This is a genomic window from Nonomuraea sp. B208 (assembly GCF_057536035.1).
The window spans coordinates 41066-64505 of the sequence record NZ_BAAJOU010000034.1 but is presented as its reverse complement, the minus strand read 5'-3'; the positions used below and the strand labels follow the sequence as shown (position 1 = coordinate 64505).

The window sequence follows — 23440 nt, the reverse complement described above, 5'->3', positions numbered from 1 at the left end:
TCAGACGTGGCCGATCGGGGCGGCGCGGGTCCGTCTATGCGCCCGATCGCGGGGGCGCGGGGCCGTCAGGTGTGGTCGATCTCGCCGATCACGCGGGCGCCCAGCTCGCGTTCCAGGAGCGCCATGCCGGTGACCGCGTCCACGTCGGCGTCCGCGTCGTTGAGCGGGTCGACCTCGTCCGCGTCCGGCCCCTTGGCACGCCCGGGGACGACGTCCGGCCAGGCGGCCGCTCCGCCCCGGCCTCCCGATGATCGGGGGCCTGCCTGGGCGGCCGCCTTGGCCGCCGAACGGGCGGCGGCCAGACCGGCGCTCGGCGTGGCGCCGACCGGCACTGTACGGGTCGGGTCCGGCGACGGCGGCAGGCTAGGTCCGGGGTCGTCCGGGGCGTCGGGCCAGGACTCGTCCGTGGTGGGACGCGCCGGAGCCAAGACCGCGACGGCCGCCGCCGGAGGCTGCCCGGGGTCCTGAGCCCCCTGGTCGTCCTGGGAGCCGGCGTGCGAGGACGTACGGCCCTGGTGCCCCGCCCCGCCCTGCTGGGCGGGAGGGGGGCTCTGGACGTTGGGCGCGGGCGGCGGGTTGTACGCCGGCTGCGCGGGCGGACGCCCGCCACCGCGCCCGGACGACGACGGCGGCGGCCCGTTGCCCACGACCGCCTCCACCCGCCAGGTCCCGCCGAGCACGTCGCTCAGCGCGCTGGCCACGACGGCGTCCTTGCCTCCGCCCGTGAAGTTCTTCATCGCGCCGACCTGGCTGAACCCCAGGGTGACCACGTTGCCTTCGACGCCCGCCACCTGGGCGTTGGTGCTCACGTTGGCCCAGACGACGATGCTGCGCTGCTTGAGCGCCGCCAGCACGGCGGGCCACTGCTGCTGCATGACCGCCGCCCCGGCCCCGGCCTGCCCGCCTCCCGCGGGCGCAGCCTGAGCGGTCGGCGCGGGCGCGGCAGGAGCGGACGCGGCGGCCGGTGCGCCGGGACGAGCCGGCTCCGGCCAGTCGTCCGCCGCGACCGGGGCGGAGACGGAACTCTGGTCACCAGCCGAAGCCCCGCCACCCGCGTACGCCGAGGCCGCCTGATCCGGGGAGGCGTCGACCTGCGGCCCGCCAGGGGCCGGAGCAGCGGAACCACCGCCGGAGGCGGGCCCCGCGGCGGCCAGGCGCGCGGAAGCCGCGCCGGGCCGCGGAATCACGACCCCACCGGCTGGGACGCCGGGCGTGGCGGTGTGTGCGACGCCGGGCGCGGCCGTGGGTGGGACGCTGGGCGCGGCGGTGGCGCGGGCGGCCATGGCCGCGACGGTGCCGCCGCGCTCAAGGCGTTCGAGACGGGCCAGCAGCGCCGCCTCACCCTGCGCGGCCCCCGGCAGCAGCACCCGGGCGCACATCAGCTCCAGCAGCAGCCGAGGCGACGTCGCACCGCGCATCTCGGTCAGCCCCGCGTTGAACACCTCGGCGGCCCGGGTCAGCTCGGCGGGCCCCATGGACGCGGCCTGCTGCACGAGCCGCTCCAGCTCGTCGGCCGGCCGGTCGAGCAGGCCGCTGGTGGCCGCCTCGGGGACGTTCGCCAGGATCACCAGGTCACGGAAGCGTTCGAGCAGGTCGGCGGCGAAGCGGCGCGGGTCGTGGCCGCCCTCGATGACCCGGTTGACCGCCTGGAACACCTTGCCGCCGTCACGCTCGGCGAACGCGTTGACGACCTCGTCGAGCAGGTCGCCGTCGGTGTAGCCGAGCAGCGAGACGGCCTTGGCGTAGGTGATGCCGTCCTCCTCGGCCCCGGCGAGGAGCTGGTCGAGGATGGACAGCGAGTCACGCGCGGACCCGGCCCCGGCCCGTACGACGAGCGGCAGCGCGGCCGGCTCGAACGGGACGCTCTCGGAGGTGAGGATCTCCTCCAGCAGCGCGCGCAGCGTCGCGGGCGGCATGAGCCGGAACGGGTAGTGGTGTGTGCGCGACTTGATCGTGCCGATGACCTTCTCGGGCTCGGTCGTCGCGAAGATGAACTTCAGGTGCGGCGGAGGCTCCTCGACGAGCTTGAGCAGCGCGTTGAACCCCTCGCGGGTCACCATGTGCGCCTCGTCGATGATGTAGATCTTGAAGCGCGCGGAGACGGGGGCGAAGAACGCCCGCTCGCGCAGGTCGCGCGCGTCGTCCACGCCGCCGTGGGAGGCGGCGTCGATCTCGATGACGTCGAGGTGGCCGGGGCCGGTGGGGGCGAGGGCGACGCAGGACTCGCAGACGCCGCACGGGTCGGGGGTCGGGCCCTGCTCGCAGTTGAGCGAACGCGCCAGGATGCGGGCGCTGGAGGTCTTGCCGCAGCCGCGCGGGCCGCTGAACAGGTAGGCGTGGTTGACGCGGCCGGTGCGAAGTGCCTGCCGCAGCGGGTCGGTGACGTGTTCCTGACCCTTGACCTCCGCGAAGGTCCCGGGCCGGTACTTGCGATAAAGCGCAAGGCTCATGCGACCATCCCGCCTGCGAGGGGGCTCTAACGAAAGAGACCCCCCGCACACCCGCCAGAGCCCGCTTATCCTTGCTGCCTTCCGGCCCTGGGGAGGTTCACAGGATGACGCCGCGCGAGGGGTCCTAGGACAGTCTAGCCGGACCCGGCAGTGCTCGCTCCACCTCCGGCCCTCGCGCGAGCCTTCGGCAATCAACGCGCAAAAGGTGGTCTGGACACCGCTGGAAGTCCGGTAAGCTCGTCGGCGGAGGATTCGCCTAGTGGCCGAGGGCGCACGCTTGGAAAGCGTGTATAGGGCAACCTATCGGGGGTTCAAATCCCCCATCCTCCGCGCCTGGTTGAGGCAGTAAACGCGAAGGGGCCGACCCTACCCAGTCGGCCCCTTTCGCTATTCGGGTCTCAGTTGGCCTTTCCAGAGCCCCTGCCTGCCTCCCAGATGAGACCCCCGACTTGCTTGGCCACGGTCTGCCGGATGCCGTCTGTCACGTGCTGATACCGCGCCGCCATGCCCGAGCCGGACCACCCCGTGATCGCCATGACCGTGCGCTCGGGCACGCCGAGGATGAGCAGTACCGTGGCGGCGGTGTGGCCGGCGTCGTGAAGACGTCCGTCCCGTAGGCCAGCGGCCTTGAGCGGGCCTCCGCGTCAGGGTGCGTGACCTCATCACCTGTCGAACTTGGGAAAGACATATGTAACTCTTCTGCCGCTTCTCACCAAGCAGGGTGTGAATCGACGAAGGGAGCATCACCGGTGCTTCGCAAACGGGCAACGATCGCCACAGATCCTGTGGCCTTCGATGCCTTCTACCGGCGGCATGTCGATGCGGTCACCCGTTTCCTCGCCCGTCGTGTCGACGACCCGCACGATGTCGCCGACCTGGTGGCGGAGGTGTTCGTGGCGGTGCTCGACTCAGGCAGCACGTACCGGGCCGAGTTGGGCAGCGAGATCGCGTGGCTCTACGGGATCGCCCGCAAGACGATCTCCGCCGAGCGACGCCGGGCGTTCAAGCAGCACAGGTTGACCGATCGGGTAAGCGGGCGGCGCCCGCTGGACACCGACGACGTCGCCAGGCTCGAGGAGCGCATCGACGCGGAGCGGCACGCCAGGCAGGCCCTCAAGGCCATGGCCGGGCTGCCGGACGGTGAGCGCGCCATGCTGGAACTGGTCGTCCTCGACCGGCTTACGGTCGCGGAGGCAGCGCTCGCCCTCGGCATCCGGCAGGGGGCCGCCAAGGTACGCCTGCACCGCGCTCGCCGGACATTGCGGAGCCTGCCCTTCGTCATGGATGGAGCATCAGGATGAGTTACGAGGAGCACCTGCTGATGGACCTCAAAGCCGAGATCACATTCCGGGCTGAACGGCGCCGCCGCATCGCCCGCAGGCTATACGCCGGGGGCGCGGTGGCCGCACTGGCAGCCGCGGCGGCGTTCGCGATCCCGGGGCTGACGGGGACGGAGTCGCCCGCGTACGCCGTGAGCAGGAACGCCGACGGCACGGTCGGGGTCGAGATCCACGAGTTCAAGGACGCCGACCGGCTGGAGGAGGACCTACGGGAAGCAGGCGTCAGCGTGGACATCACGTACCTCGAAACCGGCAAGCAGTGCGAGAAGAACAGAGGAGTGAGCGTCCTCCCGCCGGACGGGCTCGTCACCATGCAGAAGGGCGGACTAGACATAAATCCTCAGCTCATCGGCAAGGACCAGACGTTGGTGCTGGAGTTCTCCGGCAAAGAGGCCGATGAAAAGAAGCCCCCCGTAACGGGAAAGGTGTTCTGGAAGCTCGCCACGCTCCTGATCCCCGGCGCGGTCGGCCCATGCGTCGTCAGCGACGACCCACAGTGGGACGATGACGGCAGCGACACATCAGGACAGCCGCCCGCGGGGAGCTGAATGGGCGGCCCACCCACTGGGGCCAGCACGTCGCAGCACGATAGGACATGCTCGGCAGAGACGCCGAGGCCGGAACTTGGCTGGCTTCCAACGGCCATGTAGTAGCGAAGATCCCCTGCCATTTACCGCCGTAGGTAGCCGCCTGCTCGCCAAACCCAGGCCGACCTCCTCGCGGCAGCACAGGCCACCGAGGGCCGCACCAACGCCTTGACCCGCAAACCCGCCTTCACCGAGGCCCGCCGCCACGTGCTCGCCCTGCCGCCCCCGCCCGTCGTCCCCGCCCCGGCCCGCCGCCACGCGCCGTCGGCGACGACAGAGCGACGCCCGGGCAGCAGGAGCACCAAGAGGCGGTGACGGCGCACGGCGCACTGCTGGGCCGGGCCGCGCTGGAGTTCAGCCGTACGGTGCCGAGCGCCTTCAAGCGCCGCCTGCCTCCGTTGCCGGTCACGGAGGAACGGAGGCGGGACCCGTGGGTGGAGGAGTTCTTCGACTGGCTGGACCCGGTCGTACGTGCCGGTCAGGGTCTGTACCTCTGGATCTGAGCCGGAGTTCTGCGCGCCTTCGAAGCCGTTTGTCGGCCCTTGCTGCGACCATGCCGCTCACGCGCTCAAGGAAGGATCGACCATGGCCGAGGCACCCTGTTTTCCCGGCTACGAGACATTGGGTGAGATCTACTGCGTGTCCTTCGTCCGCGATCTTCCGCCGGAGGAAGCCCTCCGCCGGTTCGGCGTGGACGAGGAGACCATGGAAGAAGGGGTGACGTTCGGCGAGGTGGACCTTCGCTCGGCGGAGAGCATGAGGGACGACTCGGCCGGTTACATCGGAGCCGCCCGAGTCGGCGACTGGGCCGTGGTCATCGAGCCTGGGGGATGGCGGATGGCCGTCGACGACACGATCTACGCCCGGGTCTCGCGAGGAACCGAGGTCGTGTCGGTCTGCTGCCACGAATACGCCGAGGACACCTTCGCCTACATCGTCGACGGCACGCGGGTCGTCTCGTTCGACCCGATGTTCCCAGAAGAGCGATCGGGCAGTGATCCAGACCGTTTCGTCATGAAGATGCACGAGGTCGGGCTGGATCCCGACCACGACATCGATGGTCCGGGGATCGACCACCCGATGGAGAGTTCGTTCGCCTTGGCCAGCAGCATCACCGGCCTCTCGCTCTCCACGGACCTGCGGAACCTGCGGTTCCTCGGCGCGGAAGCGCTGTGACACCAGGAGCTTCGTCAAGCTTCAGAGCCGGATTCCCGCTCGAACTCGGCCTTGCGCCGATCGAGGTAGGCAGGCCAGTCGGTGCGCGCCGCGACGACGTCGTCGATGGATAGTTTGATCACCCCGCAGAAGGCGACGGAGCAGGCGCGCGGCATGGAGGCGTCGATCAGGGAAATCCCCTCGATCTGATCGCCGTCGTTGAAGGTGCAGAGCACGGGGTGGAAAGAGCAGTCTTCGTAGATGTCGCCGGGGCTGATACGTCCGGGCCGGTCTCCGGTCACAGAGAAAGTGTGGCGGGGCTGCGCTCTTCTTCTCACCCCGCTCTCTCGGCGCGCATTGACATGCAGCCGAACGGCTGCCTAAGGTGAAAAGGCAGCCGATCGGCTGCATATCTGGAGTGGCGTGATGGACGAGGTATTCAAGGCACTGGCCGACGCCAGTCGCCGGCGGCTGCTCGACAGCCTCAACGCCCGTAACGGGCAGACCCTGCGCGAGCTGTGCGCCGGGCTGGACATGGCGCGGCAGTCGGTGAGCAAGCACCTGGCGGTGCTGGAGGCGGCCAACCTGGTGACCACCGTGTGGCGGGGCCGGGAGAAGCTGCACTATCTCAACGCCGCGCCCGTCAGCGAGATCGCCGAACGCTGGATCAGCCGCTACGACCAGCCCCGGGTCGACGCCCTGGCCGATCTGAAGAGAGTTCTGGAGGAGACCCCGATGGACAAGCCCGAGTTCGTCTACACGACCTACATCGGCACCACGCCCGAACGCCTGTGGCAGGCGCTGACCGACCCCGCCTTCACCGAGCGCTACTGGGCGACGACGTTCAAGACCGACTGGGCGCCCGGGTCCGAGATGACCTGGGACAACCACGGGGTGGTGATCAGCGACCCCGAGCAGGTCGTCCTGGAGTCCGAGCCCTACCGCCGGCTGTCGTACACCTGGCACACCTTCACGCCGGAGCTCGGGCAGCGGTTCGGGTGGGACGAGGAGTTCCTCGGGAAGCTGGCCGGTGAGCGGCGCTCGAAGGTCACGTTCGAGATCGAGCCGGTCGGCGAGAAGGTCAAGCTGACCGTCGTCCACGACGGCTTCGAACCGGGCAGCACCGCCGCGCAGATGGTCAGCGTGGGGTGGCCCGAGGTGATCTCCGGTCTCAAGACCCTCCTCGAGACCGGCGCCCCTCTGCCCGGCTGATCAACGAGGATCGGCCTCAGGTCAGGTCCAGGACCGTCATGCCGAGCTTCGCGCGTCCCGCGACGGTCCTCATCGCCTCGGCCGCCTGGTCGAGGCGGTACCGGCCGGTGATGGGCGGCTTGAGCCGGCCGTCCGTGAGCAGGGACTCCAGGGCCCGGCGGTTGGCCTCCGCCTCGTCGGGGTGGTGGCGCTCGAAGTCGCCGATCTCGTAGCCCGTCACGATCGAGCCCTTGAGCAGGACGAGGTTGAGCGGGACGCGCGCGATCTCGCCCGTGGCGAACCCGACGACGACGAACCGGCCGCCGTAGCCGGTGGCGCGCAGTGCCGGCTCGGAGAACGGGCCCCCGACCATGTCCAGCACGACCCCGGCGCCCTTCGGGCACAGCTCCTTGAGCGCGCTCTTGAGATCGCCGCCGCTGTAGTCGACCAGCTCGTCGGCGCCCAGGTCCCGGCAGAACTCCAGCTTCTCGGCGCCGGCCGCGCAGGCGATCACCCGGGCGCCCAGGGACCTGCCGATCCCGATGGCCGCCGACCCGACCGCTCCGGCGGCGCCGAGGAGCACCAGGTCCTCGCCCGGCTGGATCCGCGCGGTGGACACCAGCGCGTCGTACGCCGTGCGGTACGTGCTCCCCGTCAGGCACGCCAGGTCCGGGGACAGCCCGCCGGGCGTGGGCCGCAACTGGGCCTCGGGCACGCAGACGCGTTCGGCGAACGCCCCGACGAACGCCATCCCGTGGACGCGGTCGCCCACCGCGAACCGGGAGCAACCCTGCCCCACGGCCGCCACGACGCCGGCCACGTTGTTGCCGGGAACGTACGGCCTCGGCACCGGAATCTGGTAGACGCCCGTCGCGATGAGCGTGTCGACGAAGTCCACCGACGCCGCCTCCACCCGCACGAGCACCTGGCCGGGCCCCGGCGCCGGGTCGGGCACCTCCTGGACGGCCAGGCTCGTCAGGTCGCCGGTGTCGGTGCACAGGAGAGCGCGCATGGCCGGCTCCCGCCTCTCTGTCGATGCCGATGTCGATGTCGCCTCGTGGATGGCAAGCTAACGCACCGGCGGGCGGCCGTGCCCGGCCCCCTGTGGCTCTCTATGCTGCTTGTTGCACATCATTCGCAATTAGAGGGAGAGTCCCATGCGGTCGCTGTTCCTGCACGCGCCGAACCGGCGCCGGCCCCGCGTGATGCTGGAGCGCATGCTGGCCCTGGTGGACGACGACACCCCGCCCGACGGCCCGGAAGGCCCCGTCGCGGTGCTGGAACGGCGGCTGGCCGACCTGCTCGGCAAGGAGCGCGCGCTGTTCTTCCCGAGCGGCACGATGGCCCAGCAGACCGCGTTGCGCGTGCACGCCGACCGGCGCGGCCGACGTACGTTCGCCGCCCACCCCCAGACGCACCTGGACGTGTGGGAGGAGCAGGGCTACAACGCCGTCCACGGTCTGACGTTGCGCCGGGCCGGCGACCCGTACGAGCTGATGACCGCGAAGGACCTGGCGGCGGCGGTCGGCGAGCCGCCGGCGGCGGTCGTCTGGGAGCTGCCGCAGCGCGACCTCGGCGGGCTGCTGCCCGAGTGGGACGACCTGTGCGAGCAGACCGCGCTCGCCCGCGCCGCCGGCGCCGCCACACACCTGGACGGCGCCCGCCTGTGGGAGGCCCAGAGCTACTACCGGCGGCCGTTCGACGAGATCGCCGCCCTGTTCGACACCGTCTACGTCTCCCTCTACAAGAGCCTGCAAGGCGTACGCGGCGCGGTGCTCGCCTCCGACGCGGCCACCGTGGACGTGGCGGCGGTGTGGCGGCAACGGCTCGGCGGCGGCATCGGCGACGCGTGGCCGCTCGCGCTCGCGGCGCTGGTCCACCTCGACACCCTGGCCGACCGGATGCCCGCGTACCGCGAGCACGCCATCGCCGTCGCGGCCGCCATCAACGCCGACGGCGCCGCCCGCGCCCACCCCGACCCGCCGCAGACCCCGCTGTTCCACGTCCACCTGCCCGCCGACCGGCGCGCCGTCGAACAGGCCGGCCAGGAGATCCTCGCCGAGCACGGCGTCCAGCTCTGGGGCCGGGTACGTCCGGCGTCCGAGCCGGGCCGATGCGCGTTCGAGGTCACCGTCGGCGAGAACGCCATGGAGTTCACCCCGGACGAGGTGGTCGCCCTCATCCACGACCTGCTGGCCCGCGCCTCCAGGCGGCGCCCGTGAAGGCGCTGTCCGCGCTCGCCGTCACCGCGGTGGTCCGCAGGGACGCCGAGGTCCTCCTGGTACGGCAGCGGGACGGGGCCTGGGACCTGCCCGGGGGCATGGTGGAGACCGGGGAGTTCGCGGACGAGGCGGTGGTCCGCGAGCTCCGGGAGGAGACCGGGCTGAGTGCGGAGCCGCCGTTCCGTCTCCTGAGCGTCGTGCAGCTCCGCAACCCCGGCGCGCCGCCCCCCGGCCTGCTGACCGCGCTGTACTTCGAGGTCACGCAGCACCACGGGGAGATCCGCTGCGAGGATCCGGACGGCGACGTGCTGGAGGCGGAGTGGGTCCCCGTCGCTGAGGCGGTCGCCCGCCTGTCCGCGAACGGGGCCGCCCACGTACGCGAACCCGCCCTCGACTGCCTCACCCGCCCCGGAGCCGAGTTGACCTTCCAGAGGTGGCCGGGCAACTCGTGCCTGATCATGGTGAAGTGGTGCCACTGACGCCCGGGGCGGCGTCGAGCGCGGCGGTGATCTTGCGGGCCATCTCGGCCGTCGCGGGGCTGGGCTCGCCCCGCTGAGCACGGGCGGCCGTCTCGACCGCGACGAGGACGGTCCCGCGGAAGTTGTCGGCCTCCGCCGGGTCCTGCCGCATGAGCAGGCCCATGGCCGCCGTCAGCGCGGGCAGCACGTGGTCGGCGAGCGCGGCCACGGACCTGCCCTTCAGCTCGATGTCCCGGGACTTCTCGGCGAGCACGTGCCCGACCAGGCCGGTCGCCGAGTAGAGGGCGATGGAGCCGCTGGTGGCGGCCTTGTGGGGCCGGCCGGCGGCGTCGGCCGCGGCCATCAGCGTGACGGCGCCGTACGCGGCGGTGCGCAGGGTGAGCTTGTCCTGGTCGGTGAGGGTCACGGACATGGTGGTGTTCTCCTTCTGTCGAGCAGGGTGGGGTGTCAGTCTTCGACGGCCTGGTAGAGCGTGGTCCAGAAGTCGTGGATCAGCCGTGCCGAGTTCGGGACGGACATGCCGACCTGGGTGAGCAGGATGCCGGTGACCCCGTTGACCGGGTCGGCGTAGGTGGAGGTGCCGCTTCCGCCGTCCCAGCCGAACTGGCCGACGGGCGCGTAGTCGCCGCGGTACGTGCGCACCGCCATCCCCATGCCCCAGCCGCCGTGCTGCCCCTGCCCGAAGGACACGTGGACGTTCTCGGTGGCCAGGGCGTTGCGGGCGGCGTTCTGCTCGGGCGTGAGCCGGTTGGTGGTCATCAGCTCGACGGCCGGCCTGGACAGGATCCGCTCGCCGTTGTGCACGCCCTTGTTCAGCAGCATCGTGAAGTAGGCGTGGTAGTCGTCGGCGGTGGAGACCAGGCCGCCGCCGCTGCCCTGGAACGCCGGAGGCCGGCTCCACCGTCCCCCTTCGGCCTCGTCCCACACGTGGAACTCCCCCGTGACCGGGTCGGGGGCGTACAGGACCGGCAGCCGCTCGATCTGGTCGGCGGGCACGTGGAAGCCGGTGTCCCGCATCCCCAGCGGCTCGAAGACCCGCTCACGCAGGAACGCCTCGAACGACCCGCCCGTGACCCGCGCGACGAGCACGCTGAGCACGTCGTGGCTGATCTGGTACTGCCAGCGCTCACCCGGCTGGTACGCCAGCGGAAGCTCGCCCAGGCGGCGCATCCACTCGTCCGGCCCCGGCATCGGCACCGGCAGGTCGGGCGTGAGCCCCCTCTCGATGATCGCGCCCATGATCGGCGCGCTCAGCAGCGTCATGTCCATGCCGAGCCCGAACGTGGACGTCAGCAGATCCCGTACGGTGATCGGCCGCCGCGCCGGCACGGTGTCGTCCAGCGGCGCGTCCGGCCGGCTCAGCACCCGCCGGTCGGCCAGCTCGGGCAGCCACTCCTGCACCAGGTCGTCCAGCCGCAGCCGGCACTCGTCCACCAGGATCATCGCCGCCGCCATCGCCACCGGCTTGCTCGTGGACGCCATCCGGAAGATCGTGTCCCTGCGCATGGGCGCGCCGCCGTCGTGGCGCATCGTCCCGATCGCCTCGACGTGCGTCTCGTCGCCCCGGCCGACCAGGGCCACCAGGCCGGGGATCTTCCCGGACTCGACATGCCGCTCCAGCACCCCGCGCAGCCTGCGCAGTCCCGCCGCGGAGAAGCCGCTGTTGCCGTGTTCCATCGTGGTCTCCTCGTCATGTGTCGTTCGCGTGAGACCAACTTTCGGCGAGCGCGCTGACACGGGACCGTCGTGGGGCTGACACGGCCGCTGACGCCGCGCTTCCCAGGCGTTATGCCGTCTTCGTCGCCTCGCCATCGCCGCGACGACCTGGCGACCTACGATCGAGACGTCCGGCCCACCCCCCTCCCGGAGGATGAACGCGTATGGCCGAGTCGTACCGGGTCGAGGCGATCCCGCAGCCGGTGTCCCTCGCGCGGATCTGCATGTGGGTGCAGGCGGGGCTGGGCACGGTCGGGCTGCTCCTGCTGCTCACGCTCGTGGGCGGGATGGAGGCGGACGCGGCGGGGGCGGCGGTGCTGCTGTTCGCCGTGCCGGTCGGCGCGATCCTGCTGATCGGGTTCGCCGCCTCCCGGATGACCTCGCGGCGGCGCTGGGTGCGCGTGGCCGGGCTGGTCGTCGAGTCGCTGCTGGTGCTCAACGGGCTCTGGTCGCTGCTCGGCGAGGTCAGCGTCGGGACGCTGGCCAACATGGCGCTGGCCGCGGCGGTGGTGTGGCTGCTGTTCACCCGCCAGTCGGCGGCCTGGTTCGACCGCTAGCCGCAGGCCTCCTCGCCCGCTTGCATCTAACGTCTCCTTCTGGGAAGTGTCTGTCCGTCGGCACCCCCGGAAGGACTGTTGGCGATGGACTTCAAGGACCAGGTTGACCTCGACGCCTCCCAGGTGGAGGACGCGGGCAGAGGCGGAGGCGGCTTCTCCGCGGGCGGCTTCCCCGGCGGGATGGTCATTGGGGGCGGCGGCATCGTCAGCCTCATCGTGCTGGTGCTGGTCTTCGTGCTCAACAACGTCGGCGGAGGCGGCGGCGAGAGCCAGCCCTCCCAGGGGCGGCCCGCGGCCGACCTGTCCGAGCAGTGCAAGACGGGCAAGGACGCCGACCAGAACGAACGCTGCCGGGTCGTCGGCGTCGTCAACAGCATCCAGGGCTACTGGAAGGGCGAGCTGGGCGGCGACTACAGCCAGGCCAAAACCGTGCTGTTCACCCAGAGCGTCAACACCGGCTGCGGCGCCGCGGACTCGGCCGTGGGCCCCTTCTACTGCCCGAACGACCGGCGCGTCTACCTCGACCTCAGCTTCTTCGACCAGCTCCACAGCCAGTTCGGGGCCAAGGGCGGGCCGTTCGCGCAGGCGTACGTGATCGCCCACGAGTACGGCCACCACGTCCAGAACCTGAGCGGCCAGCTCTCCAACGGCAACAGCTCGGTCCCCGTCGAGCTGCAGGCCGACTGCTACGCCGGCGTCTGGGCGCGCAACGCGGTCGAGACCGGCTTCTACGAGAAGCCGTTCACGGACGCCGACATCGCCGAGGCGATCGACGCCGCGGCCGCCGTGGGTGACGACCGAATTCAGCAGCGTTCGCAGGGCAGGGTCGATCCCGAATCGTTCACGCACGGTTCCTCGCAGCAGCGCGTGGCGGCCTTCCAGCGCGGTTACCAGAACGGCGGACCCGCCGACTGCGCGCAGTCCAAGCTGGGCTGATCCCGCCACTCAGCGCGAGGAATCCGATTTCGCCCTAAAATCAGCAGGGTGATCTTCAAGCAAGTCGGCGACGGACGCCCTTATCCCGACCACGGTCTGACCAACCGCGAATGGGCGCAGATCCCTCCACGGCAGGTCAGGCTCGACTCGTTGATCACCACGAAGGCCATGCTGGACCTGCACTCGCTGCTCGCCGCCGACTCCACTTTCTACGGGGACCTTTTCCCGCACGTGGTGCAGTGGCAGGGCGAGCTCTATCTGGAGGACGGTCTGCACCGCGCCCTGCGCGCGGCCCTGCATCAGCGGTCCATCCTGCACGCGCGGGTTCTCGAACTGCCCGACTGAGCCGCAAAGGCCACGAAAAAGGGAGTCGCGAAACGCGGCTCTCTTTTGTTATGCCAACCATGAGGGTGTCTCGGACGTCGAAGCAGAGCCTTTCAACATCATTTGAGGGAGCGCCGTGTCCTACCCGCCGCCACCGCCGCCCTACGGATATGGGTACGGCTACGACGGGTACGGGCATCCGCCGGAGCCGATGCCGCCCGACCGGGGCAATCTCGCGCTGATCCTGCTGCTCGCCATCGGGCTGCCGCTGCTGCTGCTGAGCGGCGCCGGGTCGGTCTACTTCGTGCTCACCGCCGGCGAGGCGAGCGTGGCCGCCCGGCACGCGACGGAGGCGGGGACCGGCGACGACGCGCCGGACGTCCTGTTCGACCAGGACCCGAGCCAGACGCCGTCACCGTCGCAGCCCGCGCAGGGCGACCAGTCCGCCGCCGCCGCGCTCGGGCAGCCGCTCACCCTCACCGGCACCGACCCGGGGGTGAGCGTCGCCGTCACCGTCGAGCAGCTCGTCTCCCCCGCCACCCCGGCGGACGAGCTGTTCAAGCCGGCGACGGGCAACCGCTACGTGGCCGTCCAGCTCGCGCTGGTGAACCAGGGCCAGTCCGCCTACAGCGACACCCTCGGCACCGGCGCGCTGCTCGTGGACGGCGCGGGCCAGGAATACCGCGCGAACCCGACCGCCCGGGTACGCGAGGCGCAGTCGTTCGACGGCGCCGGCGCGGTCACGATCGGCGTGGGCGAGAGCAGGAGGGGCGCGCTCGTGTTCGAGATCCCGGAGACGGCCACGCCGGCGACGTTCAGGTTCGCTCTGGACGGCGGCCTCGCCACCCAGAAGGGCGAGTGGCGGCTCGGCTGACGGGAGAACGCCGAAGGGCCCCCGGTCGTCCGGAGGCCCTTCGATGAGGAGCGGTGGTGGTGGGATTTGAACCCACGGATGAGTTGCCCCATCACACGCTTTCGAGGCGTGCGCCCTCGGCCACTAGGCGACACCACCGCGAACGAGCTTACCGGATTCTGCGAGTGGCAAAGAACCGCTTTAGTACGCCGGAGCACTCCTCTGCCAGAACTCCCATGACGACCTCGGGACGGTGGTTGAGCCTGCGGTCGCGTACGACGTCCCAGAGCGAGCCCACGGCCCCGCCCTTCTCGTCCACGGCCCCGTACACCACGCGCTCCACCCGGGCCAGCACGGCGGCTCCCGCGCACATCGTGCACGGCTCCAGGGTCACCACGAGCGTGCACCCGGTGAGCCGCCACTCCCCGCGCGCCGCGGCAGCCCGGCGCAGCGCGAGCACCTCGGCGTGCGCGGTGGGATCGGCGGTGGACTCACGGTCGTTGCCGGCCGTGGCCAGCGGCTCGCCGCGCTCGTCGAGGACGACCGCGCCCACGGGGATCTCGTCCCTGGCGGCGGCCGCCGCCGCCTCGGCCAGGGCCAGGCGCATGGCCTCCTCGTACGTCACCCGCCAGGACCTCGGGACGGCGCGGCTCAGCGCAGCCGGTCGAGCTCGTCGGCGAACGACAGCCGCTCGGCGATCACCGACAGGATGTCGGCCGGCAGCAGGCCCTCCTCCATGCTGAGCTCCAGCAGCTCCTCCGAGCTCACGCCGAGGTCGCTCAGCAGCTCGAAGTCGCCCGCGGGGCGCACGCCGAGGCTGTTGCCCTCCTTGTCGGGCGCCACGCCGGCGAACTCGGCGAACAGCTCGCCGAGGCGGTCGGAGACGATGGCGTGCACGTCGGACAGGAAGACGCGGGGCTCGTCGTCGCCGCGGTAGCGCACGAGGGCGAACCACTCGTCCTCGACCTCGACGCACAGGAGGGCGAGCTCGTCGCCGGTCAGCCCCAGGGTCTCCGTCACGGCGTCGCCGAAGTCGTCGACGATCTCAGCTTCGCTCAGATCGACCTCGGCACCGCTCCAGCCGTCGGGGGTTCGCACAAAGGCCGCAGAGAAGGTGTTGGCCATGTCCGCGCTCCAGGGGGATCAGCCGAAGACCGATTCGATGGCACGCTCGAACGGCTCGGAGAAGCCGAGCCGCGCGGCGATGCTGGACAGCACGTCTTCGGGCAACAGGTCGATGTCGCCGGAGAGGATGCCCAGCTCCATCTCGTCCAACCCGAGATCGGCGAAGATCGACAGATCTCCGGCGGGGAGCACGGTCTCCTCGTCCTGGAGGATCTCGTCGAGCTCCTCCTCGTCGGGGACGGGCACGTCCAGGTATTCGAGCACCTGACGGGCCAGCGGGAAGTCCCAGGAGGCGGCGATGTCGGACAGGAAGACGTCCACCCGATCGCCGAGGCCCCGCAGCGCCACGAAGAACTCGTCGCCCACGGCGACCAGCGCGATCGTGCCGCTCTCGCTCGGCTGCTGCTTGAGCACCTGGATCAGGCCGTGCAGGTCGGAGGTGAGTGCGACGGGCAGCAGCTCGGCGTGCCACCGTTCGTCCTCGCGATAGACCACGATGGCGAAGTCGAGCGCATCTTCGTCCGTCATCGCCATCCCCACCCGATTTCTGACACGACAGATATCACCAACACCCAATCGTTCCAGAACCGGGCACCCGGCGTGTGCCTCTCCGACCAAATTGTGATCAAAACCAAAACCGCGAGGTGCCGCGGTGTCTCCCAGGGGATACCGTTGTGCTCCATGGAAACCCTCGTCGTCGACCATCCGCTCGTGGCCCACAAGCTCACCGCGCTGCGTGATGCCGGCACCGACTCGCCGACTTTCCGCAGGCTCGCCGACGAGCTGGTGACCCTGCTGGCCTACGAGGCCACGCGCGACGTGCGGATCACCGACGTCACCGTCCAGACCCCGGTCGCCACCGCGCACGGCGTGCGGCTGGCCAAGCCCTACCCCCTGGTCGTGCCGATCCTGCGGGCCGGGCTCGGCATGCTCGACGGCATGACCCGGCTGCTGCCCACGGCCGAGGTCGGTTTCCTTGGCATGATCCGCAACGAGTCCACCCTCCAGGCGGAGACGTACGCCACGCGCCTGCCCGACGACCTGTCCGGCCGGCAGTGCTACGTGGTCGACCCGATGCTCGCCACCGGCGGCACGCTGGCGGCGGCCGTGCAGTTCCTCTTCGACCGGGGCGCCGTCGACGTCACCGCCATCTGCCTGCTGGCCGCCCCCGAGGGCCTCGCCTACATGGACAAGGTGTTCGCCAACTCCGGCAAGCCCATCCGCCTCGTGACCGCGGCCCTCGACGAGCGGCTCAATGAGAACGGCTACATCGTCCCCGGCCTCGGCGACGCGGGCGACCGCCTCTACGGCGTCGTCTGACCCCGCCCGCCCTTTCTTTGGACCGGTCCCGCGGCTCCCTCGCGCGACCGGCGTTTGTCACGCTCGGTCGTCACACCGTTACATACTGTGGTTAGGTGGGTACGAACAGACGCGAAGGCAACTTCCGCATGCGCGTGGGGGAGCATGATGAGCGACATGCCGGCCGGCGAGGTGTCCTCGTGAACGAGCACACCGAGGCCGATCCGATGCCGTACGCCGAGGTCGAGGCGGTGCTGCGCGACGAGTTCGCGGGCGTCCACTCCTCGACCACGGTCACGCGTTGTGTCGAGGCGGCGCACTACGGCGCGCTGGAGGTCACCGGCTACGCCCATCCCAGCCTCGTCGAGCGCATCGCGCGCAAGCACCTTCACGTGCTGGCTCTGGTGGCCAGCGAGCGCGGTTGAAACCAAGATCAAAACTAACCCGCCAACACACCTTTACCCGGGCACCCGGGTGGGTAATGTATACGGCGGGAGTGGGTAAGTGGCTCGGAGGCGACGACGGTGCAGGTCAAAAAAGTCCTCACATACAGCGGCATCGGATTTGTCGCTTACTACCTGTTGGCCCGACCAGCTGATGCCGCTGACGCGGTGAAGGGGGCGTTCGACACGGTGTTCAACGCAGCCGACTCACTGGCGCAGTTTGTGAACAACCTCTCATGAGACTGGTGACCCACGGGGACTCCGCCCCGGCGTCGGTCAACCGTTACCTCCTCCCACAGGAACAGCAGGTCCTCATGGTGCGGCGCCACCCCGCCATCCTGCTCCGCCCGGTCGCCGAGGTCTTCGGCGGCCTGGTCGTCGCCGCGTTGCTCAGCAAGTTCTTCGGCGGCACCGCGGCGGGTGGCACGGCGCTCGTCGTCGTGTGGTGGCTCTGGCTCCTGCTGCTGATCCGTTTCGTATGGAAGGTCGCGGAGTGGTCGGTCGACTACTTCGTGGTGACCTCCAAGCGAATGTTGCTCACCACGGGGCTCATCACCCGTAAGGTCGCGATGATGCCCCTGGGCAAGGTCACGGACATGAGCTTCCAGCGCTCGCTGCTGGGACGCATGCTCGGTTACGGCGAGTTCATCCTCGAGTCCGCAGGTCAGGACCAGGCTCTGTCAACAGTCGAGTACATTCCGTATCCGGAGACCCTCTACCTCGAGGTCTGCCAGATGCTTTTCCCCAGCAAGGACGACAGCGACGATTAATCTCCGCGCGGCAAATTCTTCACACGGGGATACCAGATTCGGCTACTTCATGCAATCATTGCGTGTTGTTGACCCTTCCCCGCCCTGAGAGATGAGATGCCGAGTCAGGGAACCATCGGTGACCGCGTCCGTGGATTGCGGCTGAACAGGCGGATGTCGCAGGCCCAGTTGGCCGGACCCGACCTGTCTGACAGTTATGTCTCGCTCATCGAGTCGGGCAAGCGCACGCCGACTCCTGTAGTGGCCCGGCTGCTGGCCGAGCGGCTCGGATGCACCACCGAGTTCCTCCTTCACGGGATCGAGCCTCGGCAGCGCATCGACACCGAGCTCGGGCTGCGGCATGCCGAGCTTGAGCTCCAGCACGGCGATCCCGCCGTGGCCGCCGACCGCTTCACCGAGATCGTGAAGGCGGCCGACGAGGAGAACGCCATGTTGACGGCGCAGGCCCGGTTCGGGCGGGCGCGGGCATTGGAGGCGCAGGGCCGGCTGGGCCAGGCGGTCGAGGCGTTCGAGCGGCTGCGCAGGGAGGCTGCGGCCCACCCCGAGCGGCTGGCCGACCTGCCGCTGACCATCGCGCTGAGCCGCTGCTACCAGCGGGCCGGCGACCGGCTGCGCGCCCGTGACCTGGCCGCGCACGCCCTGGAGCAGGCGGAGCGGCTCGACGTGACCAAGGGCGAGATCGCGGTCGATCTGGCGGCGGCGCTGGTCGAGGCGCGCGGCGAGAACGAGAGCGACTCCCCCGAGCTGGCTTACGTCAAGAAGGTCCTCGACATGACCGGTTTTTCCCCGGTTGTGGACCGTTCCGGTGAGATCCGGTCGCTCTGGGAGGCGAGCACGGCCGCCGCGGGCGGCGAGGACTCCGCCCTCGCGGTGCGGCTGGCCGACGACGCGATCATGGCCGGTCGTGAGACGCGGCTGGCGCTGCAGCTCGCCCGCGCCGCCATGCACTGGGCCAGGATGACCACGGCTCCGCTGGAGGAGTCCGAGCGGCTGGTGTCGAGCGCGTCCGCGGTCTTCGCCGCCTTCCCGTCGGCCGCCCCCGCCTACGCCGAGAGCCTGGTCGTGCACGCCCGGGTGCGGCTGCGTTCGGGTGACCCGGCGCGCGCGGCGGAGCTGGCCGGTCAGGCGCTGGGCCTGGCGGGCGAGGAGCCCGGCACGACGGCCGCCGAGGCCCGCCTGGTGCTCGCCGCCGTGGCGCTGGAGCTCGGCGGCAACGCCGAGTCCGAGCTCGCCGCCGCGCACCGGCTGCTGAGCGCGCTCGGCCGGCCGGCGTTCGGCACCGACCGGCAGGCCGCGCGGTGCTGGCGCGAGCTGGGCGACCTGCACGGCCGGGTCGGGTCCGTCGCGCAGCAGACGGCCGCGTATCGTAAGGCGCTCGAAGCCGCCGGAGTCCGTTCGGCCATGACGGAGGTGGCAGCCGGCGCGACCGTATCCCGCTGAATTCCTCCGGGAGCTCCAGATTTGGCGTTCCGAGTCTGGAATAATTAGGGTCTACCAGTCATTGACTCATGGGATGACTGGTTTTCCCGGAGGAGGCGGACTGTGAGTCTGCGTACGGCGCAGCGGGCTTCGCTCGTCGACCAGGTGATCGATCAGCTCAAGGAGCAGATCACCTCAGGGTCGTGGTCGATGAACGGCAAGATCCCAACCGAGACCGTGCTCGCCGAGCAGCTCGGGGTCGGGCGCAACACCGTTCGTGAGGCCGTGCGCGCGCTCACGCACGCCGGGCTGCTGGAGTGCCGTCAGGGCGACGGCACCTACGTGCGGGCCACCAGCGAGCTGTCCGGCGCCATGCTGCGCCGGCTCAGGCAGGCCGAACAGCTGGAGATCCTGGAGGTGCGGCGCGCGCTGGAGGTCGAGTCCGCGCGGCTCGCCGCCACCCGTCGCACCGACGACGACATCGCCCGCATCGAGGCCGCCCTGGCCGAGCGGGAGCGCGCGTGGGACCTCGACGACCCCGAATACTTCGTGGAGGCCGACCTCGCCTTCCACATGGCGGTCGCGCACGCCACCCACAACCTCGTCCTCATCGACCTGTACGAGGACTTCTCCGCGGCGCTGCGGGCCAGCATCACGGCGGCCGGCACGTCGCTGAACAAGAGCTACATCCCGCACGACGCGATCGCCCGCGCCATCGCGGCCGGCGACGCGACGGCGGCCGAGCGGGCCGGTCACGCCTGCATGGAGCACATCCTCATCGCCCTCACCGAGTCCGCCGACTCCTGACGGCCCCGGAGGGGTGTGCGGTGCGCAGGAGCCGGCGTCAACGCGAGCAGCCCGACCTCGGCATCCTGTCCAGCCGGACGCTGTTCGCCCTCCAGCGTGAGCTGTTCGCCAAGCTGGGCGAGCAGGGGCATCCGCGGCTCAGGCCGCGCCATGGGGCGGTGCTCGCCTACCTCGACGTGGAGGGCAGCCGGGCCACCGAGCTGGCCGCCCAGTCGGGGCAGCACAAGCAGGTGATCGGCACCCTGGTGGACGAGCTGGTCGAGCTCGGCTACGTGGAGCGGCGGCCCGACCCGGCCGACCGCCGCGCCAAGCTCATCGTGCCCACCGAGAAGGGGTGCGACTTCCTCGCCAGGTCGGACGCCGTGCTCGCCGAGATGGAGGCGGGGCACGCGCGGGCCGTGGGCGAGCAGGCGTACGCGGAGTTCAAGCGGGTCTTCAAGCTCGTCGCCGAACGTCAGACGGCCCGGCCGGGCCCGTGAGCCCGGCCGGGCTCCGCTAGCTCTGCCGCAGGGACATGACGAGGTAGCGGAAGGCGGGCTGCGCGTCGCCGGGGACGTCCTGGATGAGCGCGGGCCGCGTGGGCGACTCCAGGTTGATGCGGGCCAGCTCGCCCTCGATGCCCGTGAGCCCGTCGAGCAGGAACTGCGACTGGAAGGCGATCTGGATGTCGTCGCCGCGCAGCTCGCACGGCACCACCTCGGTGCCGCGGCCGACGTCGCCGCCGCCCGCCTGGATGAGCACCTGCCCCTGCGTGAACGACAGCCGGATCGCGGTGTTGCGCTCGGCCACGAGCGCCACGCGCTTGATCGCGTTGACGAACGGCCCCACCGCCACGTCGGCCCGGATCGACCAGTCGCTGGTCAGCCGGGAACGGTAGTCGATGAACTGCTCGTCGAGCAGCCGCACGGTCGTGCTGCGCCCGACGCTCTCGAACCCGGCCACCCCGTCGCCCATGGCCACCGCGACCTCGCCGCCGCGCAGCGACTTGGCCACCTCGACCAGCACCCGGGCCGGCACCATCGCCGAGACGGACACGTCGGGCGTGGCCGGGCGCCAGGTGAAGTCGCGGGCGGCGATGCGGTAGCGGTCGGTGGCCGCCATCGCGACCGACTCGCCGTCGATGTCGACCCTGATGCCGGTGAGCATCGGCAGGGTGTCGTCGCGGCTCGCCGCGGGGGCGACCTGACCGACGGCCGAGGCGAACACGCCGCCGCCGACCGCGCCGACGACCGGCGGCATCGTGGGCAGGGTCGGGAAGTCCTCGACCGGCATGGTGACCAGCCCGAACTCGGCGCTGCCGCAGGTGAGCACCGCCTCGGGCCCCTCGGTGACGATCTCGACGTCGTCGGCCGGCAGGCTGCGGCTGATCTCGGCGAGCAGCCGGCCCGGGATGAGCACGGTGCCCCCCTCGGCCACGTCGGCGTCGATCGCGGCCCGCGCGGAGACGTCGTAGTCGAACGCCGACAGCGTCAGCTCCTCGCCGGCCTCCAGCAGCAGCCCGGACAGAACGGGCACCACCGGGCGGCTGGGCAGGACTCGGGCAGCCCACGCCACCGCTTCTGCCAGAACATCGCGGTTAACCCGGATTTTCACCTGTTACACCCCTTCGTCGCCGTGCCTCTACGAAAATAGCCGAGACGACCGACAACCCCGGGCCCGCCGGGGGGCCGGTGATGTCGGAGAGTCAGGTGCGGCTCTGGAGGTAGGCGAGGACCGCCAGCACCCGGCGGTTGTCGTCGTCCGAAGGGGCGAGGCCGAGCTTGGCGAAGATGTTGGCGGTGTGCTTGGCGACGGCGCTCTCGCTCAGGTAGAGCCGCTGGGAGATCGCCGCGTTGGAGCGGCCCTCCGCCATGGCCTCCAGCACCTCCCGCTCGCGCGGCGTGAGCGCGGCCAGCGGCTCGTGCCTGGCGTTGCTGGCCAGCAGCTTGGCGATGACCTCCGGGTCCATCGCGGTCCCGCCCTCGGCGACCCGGCGTACGGCGTCGACGAACTGCTCGGCGTTGAAGACGCGGTCCTTCAGCAGGTAGCCGATGCCGCCCGAGCCGTCGGCCAGCAGCTCGCGCGCGTACAGCTGCTCGACGTGCTGCGACAGCACCAGGATCGGCAGGCCGGGCACCGACTTCCTGGCCGCCAGCGCGGCCTGCAGGCCCTCGTCGGTGAACGTGGGCGGCAGGCGCACGTCCACGATCGAGACGTCCGGCCGCAGCTCCAGCAGCCCCTTGAGCAGCTCGGGGCCGCTGTCCACCGCTCCCACGACGGTGAAGCCGTGCGCCTGGAGCAGGTGCACCAGGCCGTCCCTGAGCAGGTAGAGGTCTTCGGCGATGAGCACGTTCATGGGCACCAGGGTTTGGTCGGGGTGGCTTCCATCATCCAGCGCTCCCGGTTGTGCACGGCCGGGATGCGGATGGCGATGATATGCATGGTGAGCCCGAGCGTGATCATGCCGATGATGGTCGGCCACTGCCAGGGCTCCGGCATGTACAGGGCGAGGAACCACGTCTTCTCCTCGACTCCGAAGATCTTGAAGATGGCCGCCACGAAACCCTGCGGGAAGGTCGGGCACCACGCCGTCGCCCACAACAGCCCCACGAGGATCGTCTTGTTGCGCGGCAGCTTGGGCAGGTCGGTGGCACAGTGCTGGGGCAGCACCTTGGGCAGGTGCATGGTGACCGTGGTGGGGCCGCCCGGCGGGCTGTTCAGCGCGAGCACCCCGTCGAAGGCGGCCAGCCGCCGCTCGATGCCGGCCAGGCCGCTGCCCTTGGCCGGGTCGGCGCCGCCCATGCCGTCGTCGGTGACCGTGATGCGCAGGTCGGCCTCCCTGGAGCTGATGTCCACGGCCGCCGTACGGGCGTCGCCGTGCCGGGCGGCGTTGGACAGCAGCTCGCTGACCGCGAAGTAGGCCGCGGCCTCCACCGGCGCGTCCGGGCGGTGCGGCAGGTCCACGTCCACGGAGACCTGCATGGGGCTGTCCATGGCGAGGGCGCGTACGGCATCGCCGAGCCCCCGCTCGGCCAGCACCGGCGGATGGATGCCGCGGATGACCCGGCGCAGCTCGGTCAGCGTCTCCGAGGACGCCTCGCGGGCCTTGGTGAGCAGCGCCTTGGCCGCCGCCGGGTCCTGGTCCACGAGCTGCTCGACCGCGCCGAGCGTCATGCCGATGGCGACCAGCCGCGCCTGCGTGCCGTCGTGCAGGTCGCGCTCGATCCTGCGCATCTCGGCGGCCTGGGAGTCGGTGGCCAGGTTGCGGGTGCGCTGGAGGTGGGTGACCTGGTTGGCCAGGCGGCTGTTGGCGGTCGCGCCGAGCAGCAGGTCGCTCCAGAGCGCGTACAGGCGCAGCCCCTGGGCCGGGAGCAGCAGGAACACCGGCGCCAGCGTCACCTTCATCAGCGGGTCCAGCACCAGCCAGAAATCGTCGCGCCAGGTGGCCGGGTCGGTCATCAGCCACTTCCAGCGGTCGTTCCATGCGGGGATGCGCGGGGTCTTGTAGAGGGTGCGGTCGTAGCGGTAGAAGCCGTCCGCCTGCGGCACCGGGGGCGGCGGCTTCGGCAGGTAGGGGGCCTCGATGGCCAGGCCGGTCCAGCGCCGCATGAGCCGCCGGTTGAGCTCGGCCACCCCGCGCACCATGCGGACCTGCGGCGGGAACAGGAACACCATCCCCAACGCCACCGACAGCACCAGCATCACGAGGGACACGGCGATCAGCGGCACCTGGACGACGAGCAGCGCGAGCAGCGTCGCGACCCGGCCGTACCTCCTCAACATGCTCC

29 protein-coding genes, 2 tRNA genes and 1 other RNA gene are annotated in these 23440 nt (G+C 70.8%); 19 read left to right on the top strand and 13 right to left on the bottom strand.

Going from position 1 to position 23440, the window contains the following annotated elements; translation table 11 throughout:
- Positions 1-65: 65 nt before the first annotated feature.
- Both AC27IY_RS47550 and ffs read right to left on the bottom strand, forming a co-directional pair.
- On the bottom strand, positions 66-2450 hold the full coding sequence (locus tag AC27IY_RS47550) for a DNA polymerase III subunit gamma and tau (protein ID WP_487181939.1): 2385 nt from the start codon (positions 2448-2450) through the stop codon (positions 66-68).
- A 31-nt stretch (positions 2451-2481) separates the two neighbouring features.
- An RNA gene (gene ffs / locus AC27IY_RS47545) (signal recognition particle sRNA small type) lies at positions 2482-2577 on the bottom strand.
- Positions 2578-2695: 118 nt separating this feature from the next.
- Here ffs and AC27IY_RS47540 point away from each other — a divergent pair.
- The 5 genes from AC27IY_RS47540 (at position 2696) to AC27IY_RS47520 (ending at position 5553) form a co-directional block, all read left to right on the top strand.
- A tRNA-Ser gene (locus AC27IY_RS47540) sits at positions 2696-2780 on the top strand.
- Between the two features lie 419 nt (positions 2781-3199).
- Positions 3200-3751 carry an RNA polymerase sigma factor gene (locus AC27IY_RS47535; protein ID WP_423451588.1) on the top strand — a complete coding sequence of 184 codons (552 nt, stop codon included), beginning with the start codon at positions 3200-3202 and terminating at the stop codon, positions 3749-3751.
- Positions 3748-4338 (top strand): hypothetical protein, encoded by a 591-nt coding sequence (locus tag AC27IY_RS47530; protein ID WP_487181938.1) that lies wholly within the window; start codon positions 3748-3750, stop codon positions 4336-4338. Before AC27IY_RS47535 ends, AC27IY_RS47530 begins: the two co-directional genes overlap by 4 nt.
- 350 nt (positions 4339-4688) lie before the next feature.
- Positions 4689-4880, top strand: coding sequence for a hypothetical protein (locus AC27IY_RS47525; protein ID WP_487181937.1), 192 nt, complete (start codon positions 4689-4691; stop codon positions 4878-4880).
- Positions 4881-4962: 82 nt separating this feature from the next.
- Positions 4963-5553, top strand: a complete 591-nt coding sequence (locus AC27IY_RS47520; RefSeq protein ID WP_487181936.1) for a DUF6461 domain-containing protein — start codon at positions 4963-4965, stop codon at positions 5551-5553.
- Between the two features lie 14 nt (positions 5554-5567).
- Here the strand turns inward: AC27IY_RS47520 and AC27IY_RS47515 are convergent, their stop codons facing one another.
- On the bottom strand, positions 5568-5834 hold the full coding sequence (locus tag AC27IY_RS47515) for a hypothetical protein (protein WP_364457139.1): 267 nt from the start codon (positions 5832-5834) through the stop codon (positions 5568-5570).
- A 124-nt stretch (positions 5835-5958) separates the two neighbouring features.
- Here AC27IY_RS47515 and AC27IY_RS47510 point away from each other — a divergent pair, with 124 nt between their 5' ends.
- Positions 5959-6744 (top strand): ArsR/SmtB family transcription factor, encoded by a 786-nt coding sequence (locus AC27IY_RS47510; protein WP_344208919.1) that lies wholly within the window; start codon positions 5959-5961, stop codon positions 6742-6744.
- Positions 6745-6760: 16 nt separating this feature from the next.
- Here the strand turns inward: AC27IY_RS47510 and AC27IY_RS47505 are convergent, their stop codons facing one another.
- Positions 6761-7735, bottom strand: coding sequence for an NADPH:quinone oxidoreductase family protein (locus tag AC27IY_RS47505; RefSeq protein WP_487181935.1), 975 nt, complete (start codon positions 7733-7735; stop codon positions 6761-6763).
- Between the two features lie 145 nt (positions 7736-7880).
- Between AC27IY_RS47505 and AC27IY_RS47500 the strand changes: the two genes are divergently transcribed.
- Both AC27IY_RS47500 and AC27IY_RS47495 read left to right on the top strand, forming a co-directional pair.
- Entirely contained in the window at positions 7881-8945 is a 1065-nt protein-coding gene (locus AC27IY_RS47500) for a threonine aldolase family protein (RefSeq protein ID WP_487181934.1), read from the top strand.
- Positions 8942-9424: an NUDIX hydrolase gene (locus AC27IY_RS47495; RefSeq protein ID WP_487181933.1), complete on the top strand. Its 483-nt coding sequence runs from the start codon at positions 8942-8944 to the stop codon at positions 9422-9424. Before AC27IY_RS47500 ends, AC27IY_RS47495 begins: the two co-directional genes overlap by 4 nt.
- Here the strand turns inward: AC27IY_RS47495 and AC27IY_RS47490 are convergent.
- On the bottom strand, positions 9402-9836 hold the full coding sequence (locus AC27IY_RS47490) for a hypothetical protein (RefSeq protein ID WP_487181932.1): 435 nt from the start codon (positions 9834-9836) through the stop codon (positions 9402-9404). The genes AC27IY_RS47495 and AC27IY_RS47490 overlap by 23 nt on opposite strands.
- Before the next feature lie 35 nt (positions 9837-9871).
- Positions 9872-11101, bottom strand: coding sequence for a serine hydrolase domain-containing protein (locus tag AC27IY_RS47485; protein ID WP_423477864.1), 1230 nt, complete (start codon positions 11099-11101; stop codon positions 9872-9874).
- Between the two features lie 203 nt (positions 11102-11304).
- Here AC27IY_RS47485 and AC27IY_RS47480 point away from each other — a divergent pair, with 203 nt between their 5' ends.
- The 4 genes from AC27IY_RS47480 to AC27IY_RS47465 all read left to right on the top strand — a co-directional run bounded on the left by AC27IY_RS47480 (position 11305) and on the right by AC27IY_RS47465 (position 13831).
- On the top strand, positions 11305-11697 hold the full coding sequence (locus AC27IY_RS47480; RefSeq protein ID WP_364457155.1) for a hypothetical protein: 393 nt from the start codon (positions 11305-11307) through the stop codon (positions 11695-11697).
- Positions 11698-11781: 84 nt separating this feature from the next.
- Positions 11782-12633, top strand: a complete 852-nt coding sequence (ypfJ, locus tag AC27IY_RS47475; RefSeq protein WP_487181931.1) for a KPN_02809 family neutral zinc metallopeptidase — start codon at positions 11782-11784, stop codon at positions 12631-12633.
- A gap of 48 nt (positions 12634-12681) precedes the next feature.
- On the top strand, positions 12682-12978 hold the full coding sequence (locus AC27IY_RS47470; RefSeq protein ID WP_344208937.1) for a type II toxin-antitoxin system VapB family antitoxin: 297 nt from the start codon (positions 12682-12684) through the stop codon (positions 12976-12978).
- Positions 12979-13093: 115 nt separating this feature from the next.
- Entirely contained in the window at positions 13094-13831 is a 738-nt protein-coding gene (locus AC27IY_RS47465; RefSeq protein ID WP_487181930.1) for a DUF4352 domain-containing protein, read from the top strand.
- Positions 13832-13882: 51 nt separating this feature from the next.
- Here AC27IY_RS47465 and AC27IY_RS47460 read toward each other — a convergent pair.
- The 4 genes from AC27IY_RS47460 to AC27IY_RS47445 all read right to left on the bottom strand — a co-directional run bounded on the left by AC27IY_RS47460 (position 13883) and on the right by AC27IY_RS47445 (position 15469).
- Positions 13883-13969, bottom strand: a tRNA-Ser gene (locus AC27IY_RS47460).
- 10 nt (positions 13970-13979) lie between these two features.
- A complete protein-coding gene (tadA, locus tag AC27IY_RS47455) occupies positions 13980-14417 on the bottom strand; it encodes a tRNA adenosine(34) deaminase TadA (protein ID WP_344209112.1) in 438 nt (145 codons plus the stop codon).
- Positions 14418-14461: 44 nt separating this feature from the next.
- A complete protein-coding gene (locus AC27IY_RS47450) occupies positions 14462-14935 on the bottom strand; it encodes a tRNA adenosine deaminase-associated protein (RefSeq protein WP_344208941.1) in 474 nt (157 codons plus the stop codon).
- Positions 14936-14953: 18 nt separating this feature from the next.
- A complete protein-coding gene (locus tag AC27IY_RS47445; protein WP_020543023.1) occupies positions 14954-15469 on the bottom strand; it encodes a tRNA adenosine deaminase-associated protein in 516 nt (171 codons plus the stop codon).
- A gap of 147 nt (positions 15470-15616) precedes the next feature.
- Here AC27IY_RS47445 and upp point away from each other — a divergent pair, with 147 nt between their 5' ends.
- The 7 genes from upp to AC27IY_RS47410 all read left to right on the top strand — a co-directional run bounded on the left by upp (position 15617) and on the right by AC27IY_RS47410 (position 20152).
- Positions 15617-16255 carry a uracil phosphoribosyltransferase gene (gene upp, locus AC27IY_RS47440; protein ID WP_344208944.1) on the top strand — a complete coding sequence of 213 codons (639 nt, stop codon included), beginning with the start codon at positions 15617-15619 and terminating at the stop codon, positions 16253-16255.
- Between the two features lie 179 nt (positions 16256-16434).
- A complete protein-coding gene (locus tag AC27IY_RS47435; RefSeq protein WP_091088233.1) occupies positions 16435-16659 on the top strand; it encodes a hypothetical protein in 225 nt (74 codons plus the stop codon).
- 99 nt (positions 16660-16758) lie between these two features.
- Positions 16759-16917: a hypothetical protein gene (locus AC27IY_RS47430; RefSeq protein WP_177240954.1), complete on the top strand. Its 159-nt coding sequence runs from the start codon at positions 16759-16761 to the stop codon at positions 16915-16917.
- Positions 16914-17447: a PH domain-containing protein gene (locus AC27IY_RS47425; RefSeq protein ID WP_344208946.1), complete on the top strand. Its 534-nt coding sequence runs from the start codon at positions 16914-16916 to the stop codon at positions 17445-17447. Before AC27IY_RS47430 ends, AC27IY_RS47425 begins: the two co-directional genes overlap by 4 nt.
- Positions 17448-17543: 96 nt before the next feature.
- Positions 17544-18887, top strand: a complete 1344-nt coding sequence (locus tag AC27IY_RS47420; protein ID WP_487181929.1) for a helix-turn-helix domain-containing protein — start codon at positions 17544-17546, stop codon at positions 18885-18887.
- A 102-nt stretch (positions 18888-18989) separates the two neighbouring features.
- A complete protein-coding gene (locus tag AC27IY_RS47415; protein WP_344208950.1) occupies positions 18990-19673 on the top strand; it encodes a FadR/GntR family transcriptional regulator in 684 nt (227 codons plus the stop codon).
- Between the two features lie 20 nt (positions 19674-19693).
- The gene (locus AC27IY_RS47410) at positions 19694-20152 is read left to right on the top strand and encodes a MarR family winged helix-turn-helix transcriptional regulator (RefSeq protein ID WP_487181928.1); all 459 of its coding nucleotides are present in this window, start codon (positions 19694-19696) and stop codon (positions 20150-20152) included.
- A 16-nt stretch (positions 20153-20168) separates the two neighbouring features.
- Here AC27IY_RS47410 and dnaN read toward each other — a convergent pair whose 3' ends face one another.
- From dnaN to AC27IY_RS47395, 3 genes are all read right to left on the bottom strand, one after another.
- The gene (dnaN, locus tag AC27IY_RS47405; protein WP_371248712.1) at positions 20169-21266 is read right to left on the bottom strand and encodes a DNA polymerase III subunit beta; all 1098 of its coding nucleotides are present in this window, start codon (positions 21264-21266) and stop codon (positions 20169-20171) included.
- A 91-nt stretch (positions 21267-21357) separates the two neighbouring features.
- Entirely contained in the window at positions 21358-22008 is a 651-nt protein-coding gene (locus AC27IY_RS47400) for a response regulator transcription factor (protein WP_344208956.1), read from the bottom strand.
- Positions 22005-23435, bottom strand: coding sequence for a sensor histidine kinase (locus AC27IY_RS47395; protein WP_487181927.1), 1431 nt, complete (start codon positions 23433-23435; stop codon positions 22005-22007). Before AC27IY_RS47395 ends, AC27IY_RS47400 begins: the two co-directional genes overlap by 4 nt.
- Positions 23436-23440: the final 5 nt, after the last annotated feature.

Coding starts and splice junctions, on each gene's coding strand:
- AC27IY_RS47550 (WP_487181939.1), bottom strand. CDS start 2,450: ATGAGCCTTGCGCTTTATCGCAAGTACCGGCCCGGGACCTTCGCGGAG.
- AC27IY_RS47480 (WP_364457155.1), top strand. CDS start 11,305: ATGGCCGAGTCGTACCGGGTCGAGGCGATCCCGCAGCCGGTGTCCCTC.
- tadA (WP_344209112.1), bottom strand. CDS start 14,417: ATGCGCCTGGCCCTGGCCGAGGCGGCGGCGGCCGCCGCCAGGGACGAG.
- AC27IY_RS47395 (WP_487181927.1), bottom strand. CDS start 23,435: ATGTTGAGGAGGTACGGCCGGGTCGCGACGCTGCTCGCGCTGCTCGTC.
- AC27IY_RS47445 (WP_020543023.1), bottom strand. CDS start 15,469: ATGGCGATGACGGACGAAGATGCGCTCGACTTCGCCATCGTGGTCTAT.
- AC27IY_RS47425 (WP_344208946.1), top strand. CDS start 16,914: ATGAGACTGGTGACCCACGGGGACTCCGCCCCGGCGTCGGTCAACCGT.
- upp (WP_344208944.1), top strand. CDS start 15,617: ATGGAAACCCTCGTCGTCGACCATCCGCTCGTGGCCCACAAGCTCACC.
- ypfJ (WP_487181931.1), top strand. CDS start 11,782: ATGGACTTCAAGGACCAGGTTGACCTCGACGCCTCCCAGGTGGAGGAC.
- AC27IY_RS47500 (WP_487181934.1), top strand. CDS start 7,881: ATGCGGTCGCTGTTCCTGCACGCGCCGAACCGGCGCCGGCCCCGCGTG.
- AC27IY_RS47420 (WP_487181929.1), top strand. CDS start 17,544: ATGCCGAGTCAGGGAACCATCGGTGACCGCGTCCGTGGATTGCGGCTG.
- AC27IY_RS47485 (WP_423477864.1), bottom strand. CDS start 11,101: ATGGAACACGGCAACAGCGGCTTCTCCGCGGCGGGACTGCGCAGGCTG.
- AC27IY_RS47400 (WP_344208956.1), bottom strand. CDS start 22,008: ATGAACGTGCTCATCGCCGAAGACCTCTACCTGCTCAGGGACGGCCTG.
- AC27IY_RS47510 (WP_344208919.1), top strand. CDS start 5,959: ATGGACGAGGTATTCAAGGCACTGGCCGACGCCAGTCGCCGGCGGCTG.
- AC27IY_RS47530 (WP_487181938.1), top strand. CDS start 3,748: ATGAGTTACGAGGAGCACCTGCTGATGGACCTCAAAGCCGAGATCACA.
- AC27IY_RS47505 (WP_487181935.1), bottom strand. CDS start 7,735: ATGCGCGCTCTCCTGTGCACCGACACCGGCGACCTGACGAGCCTGGCC.
- AC27IY_RS47490 (WP_487181932.1), bottom strand. CDS start 9,836: ATGTCCGTGACCCTCACCGACCAGGACAAGCTCACCCTGCGCACCGCC.
- AC27IY_RS47520 (WP_487181936.1), top strand. CDS start 4,963: ATGGCCGAGGCACCCTGTTTTCCCGGCTACGAGACATTGGGTGAGATC.
- AC27IY_RS47450 (WP_344208941.1), bottom strand. CDS start 14,935: ATGGCCAACACCTTCTCTGCGGCCTTTGTGCGAACCCCCGACGGCTGG.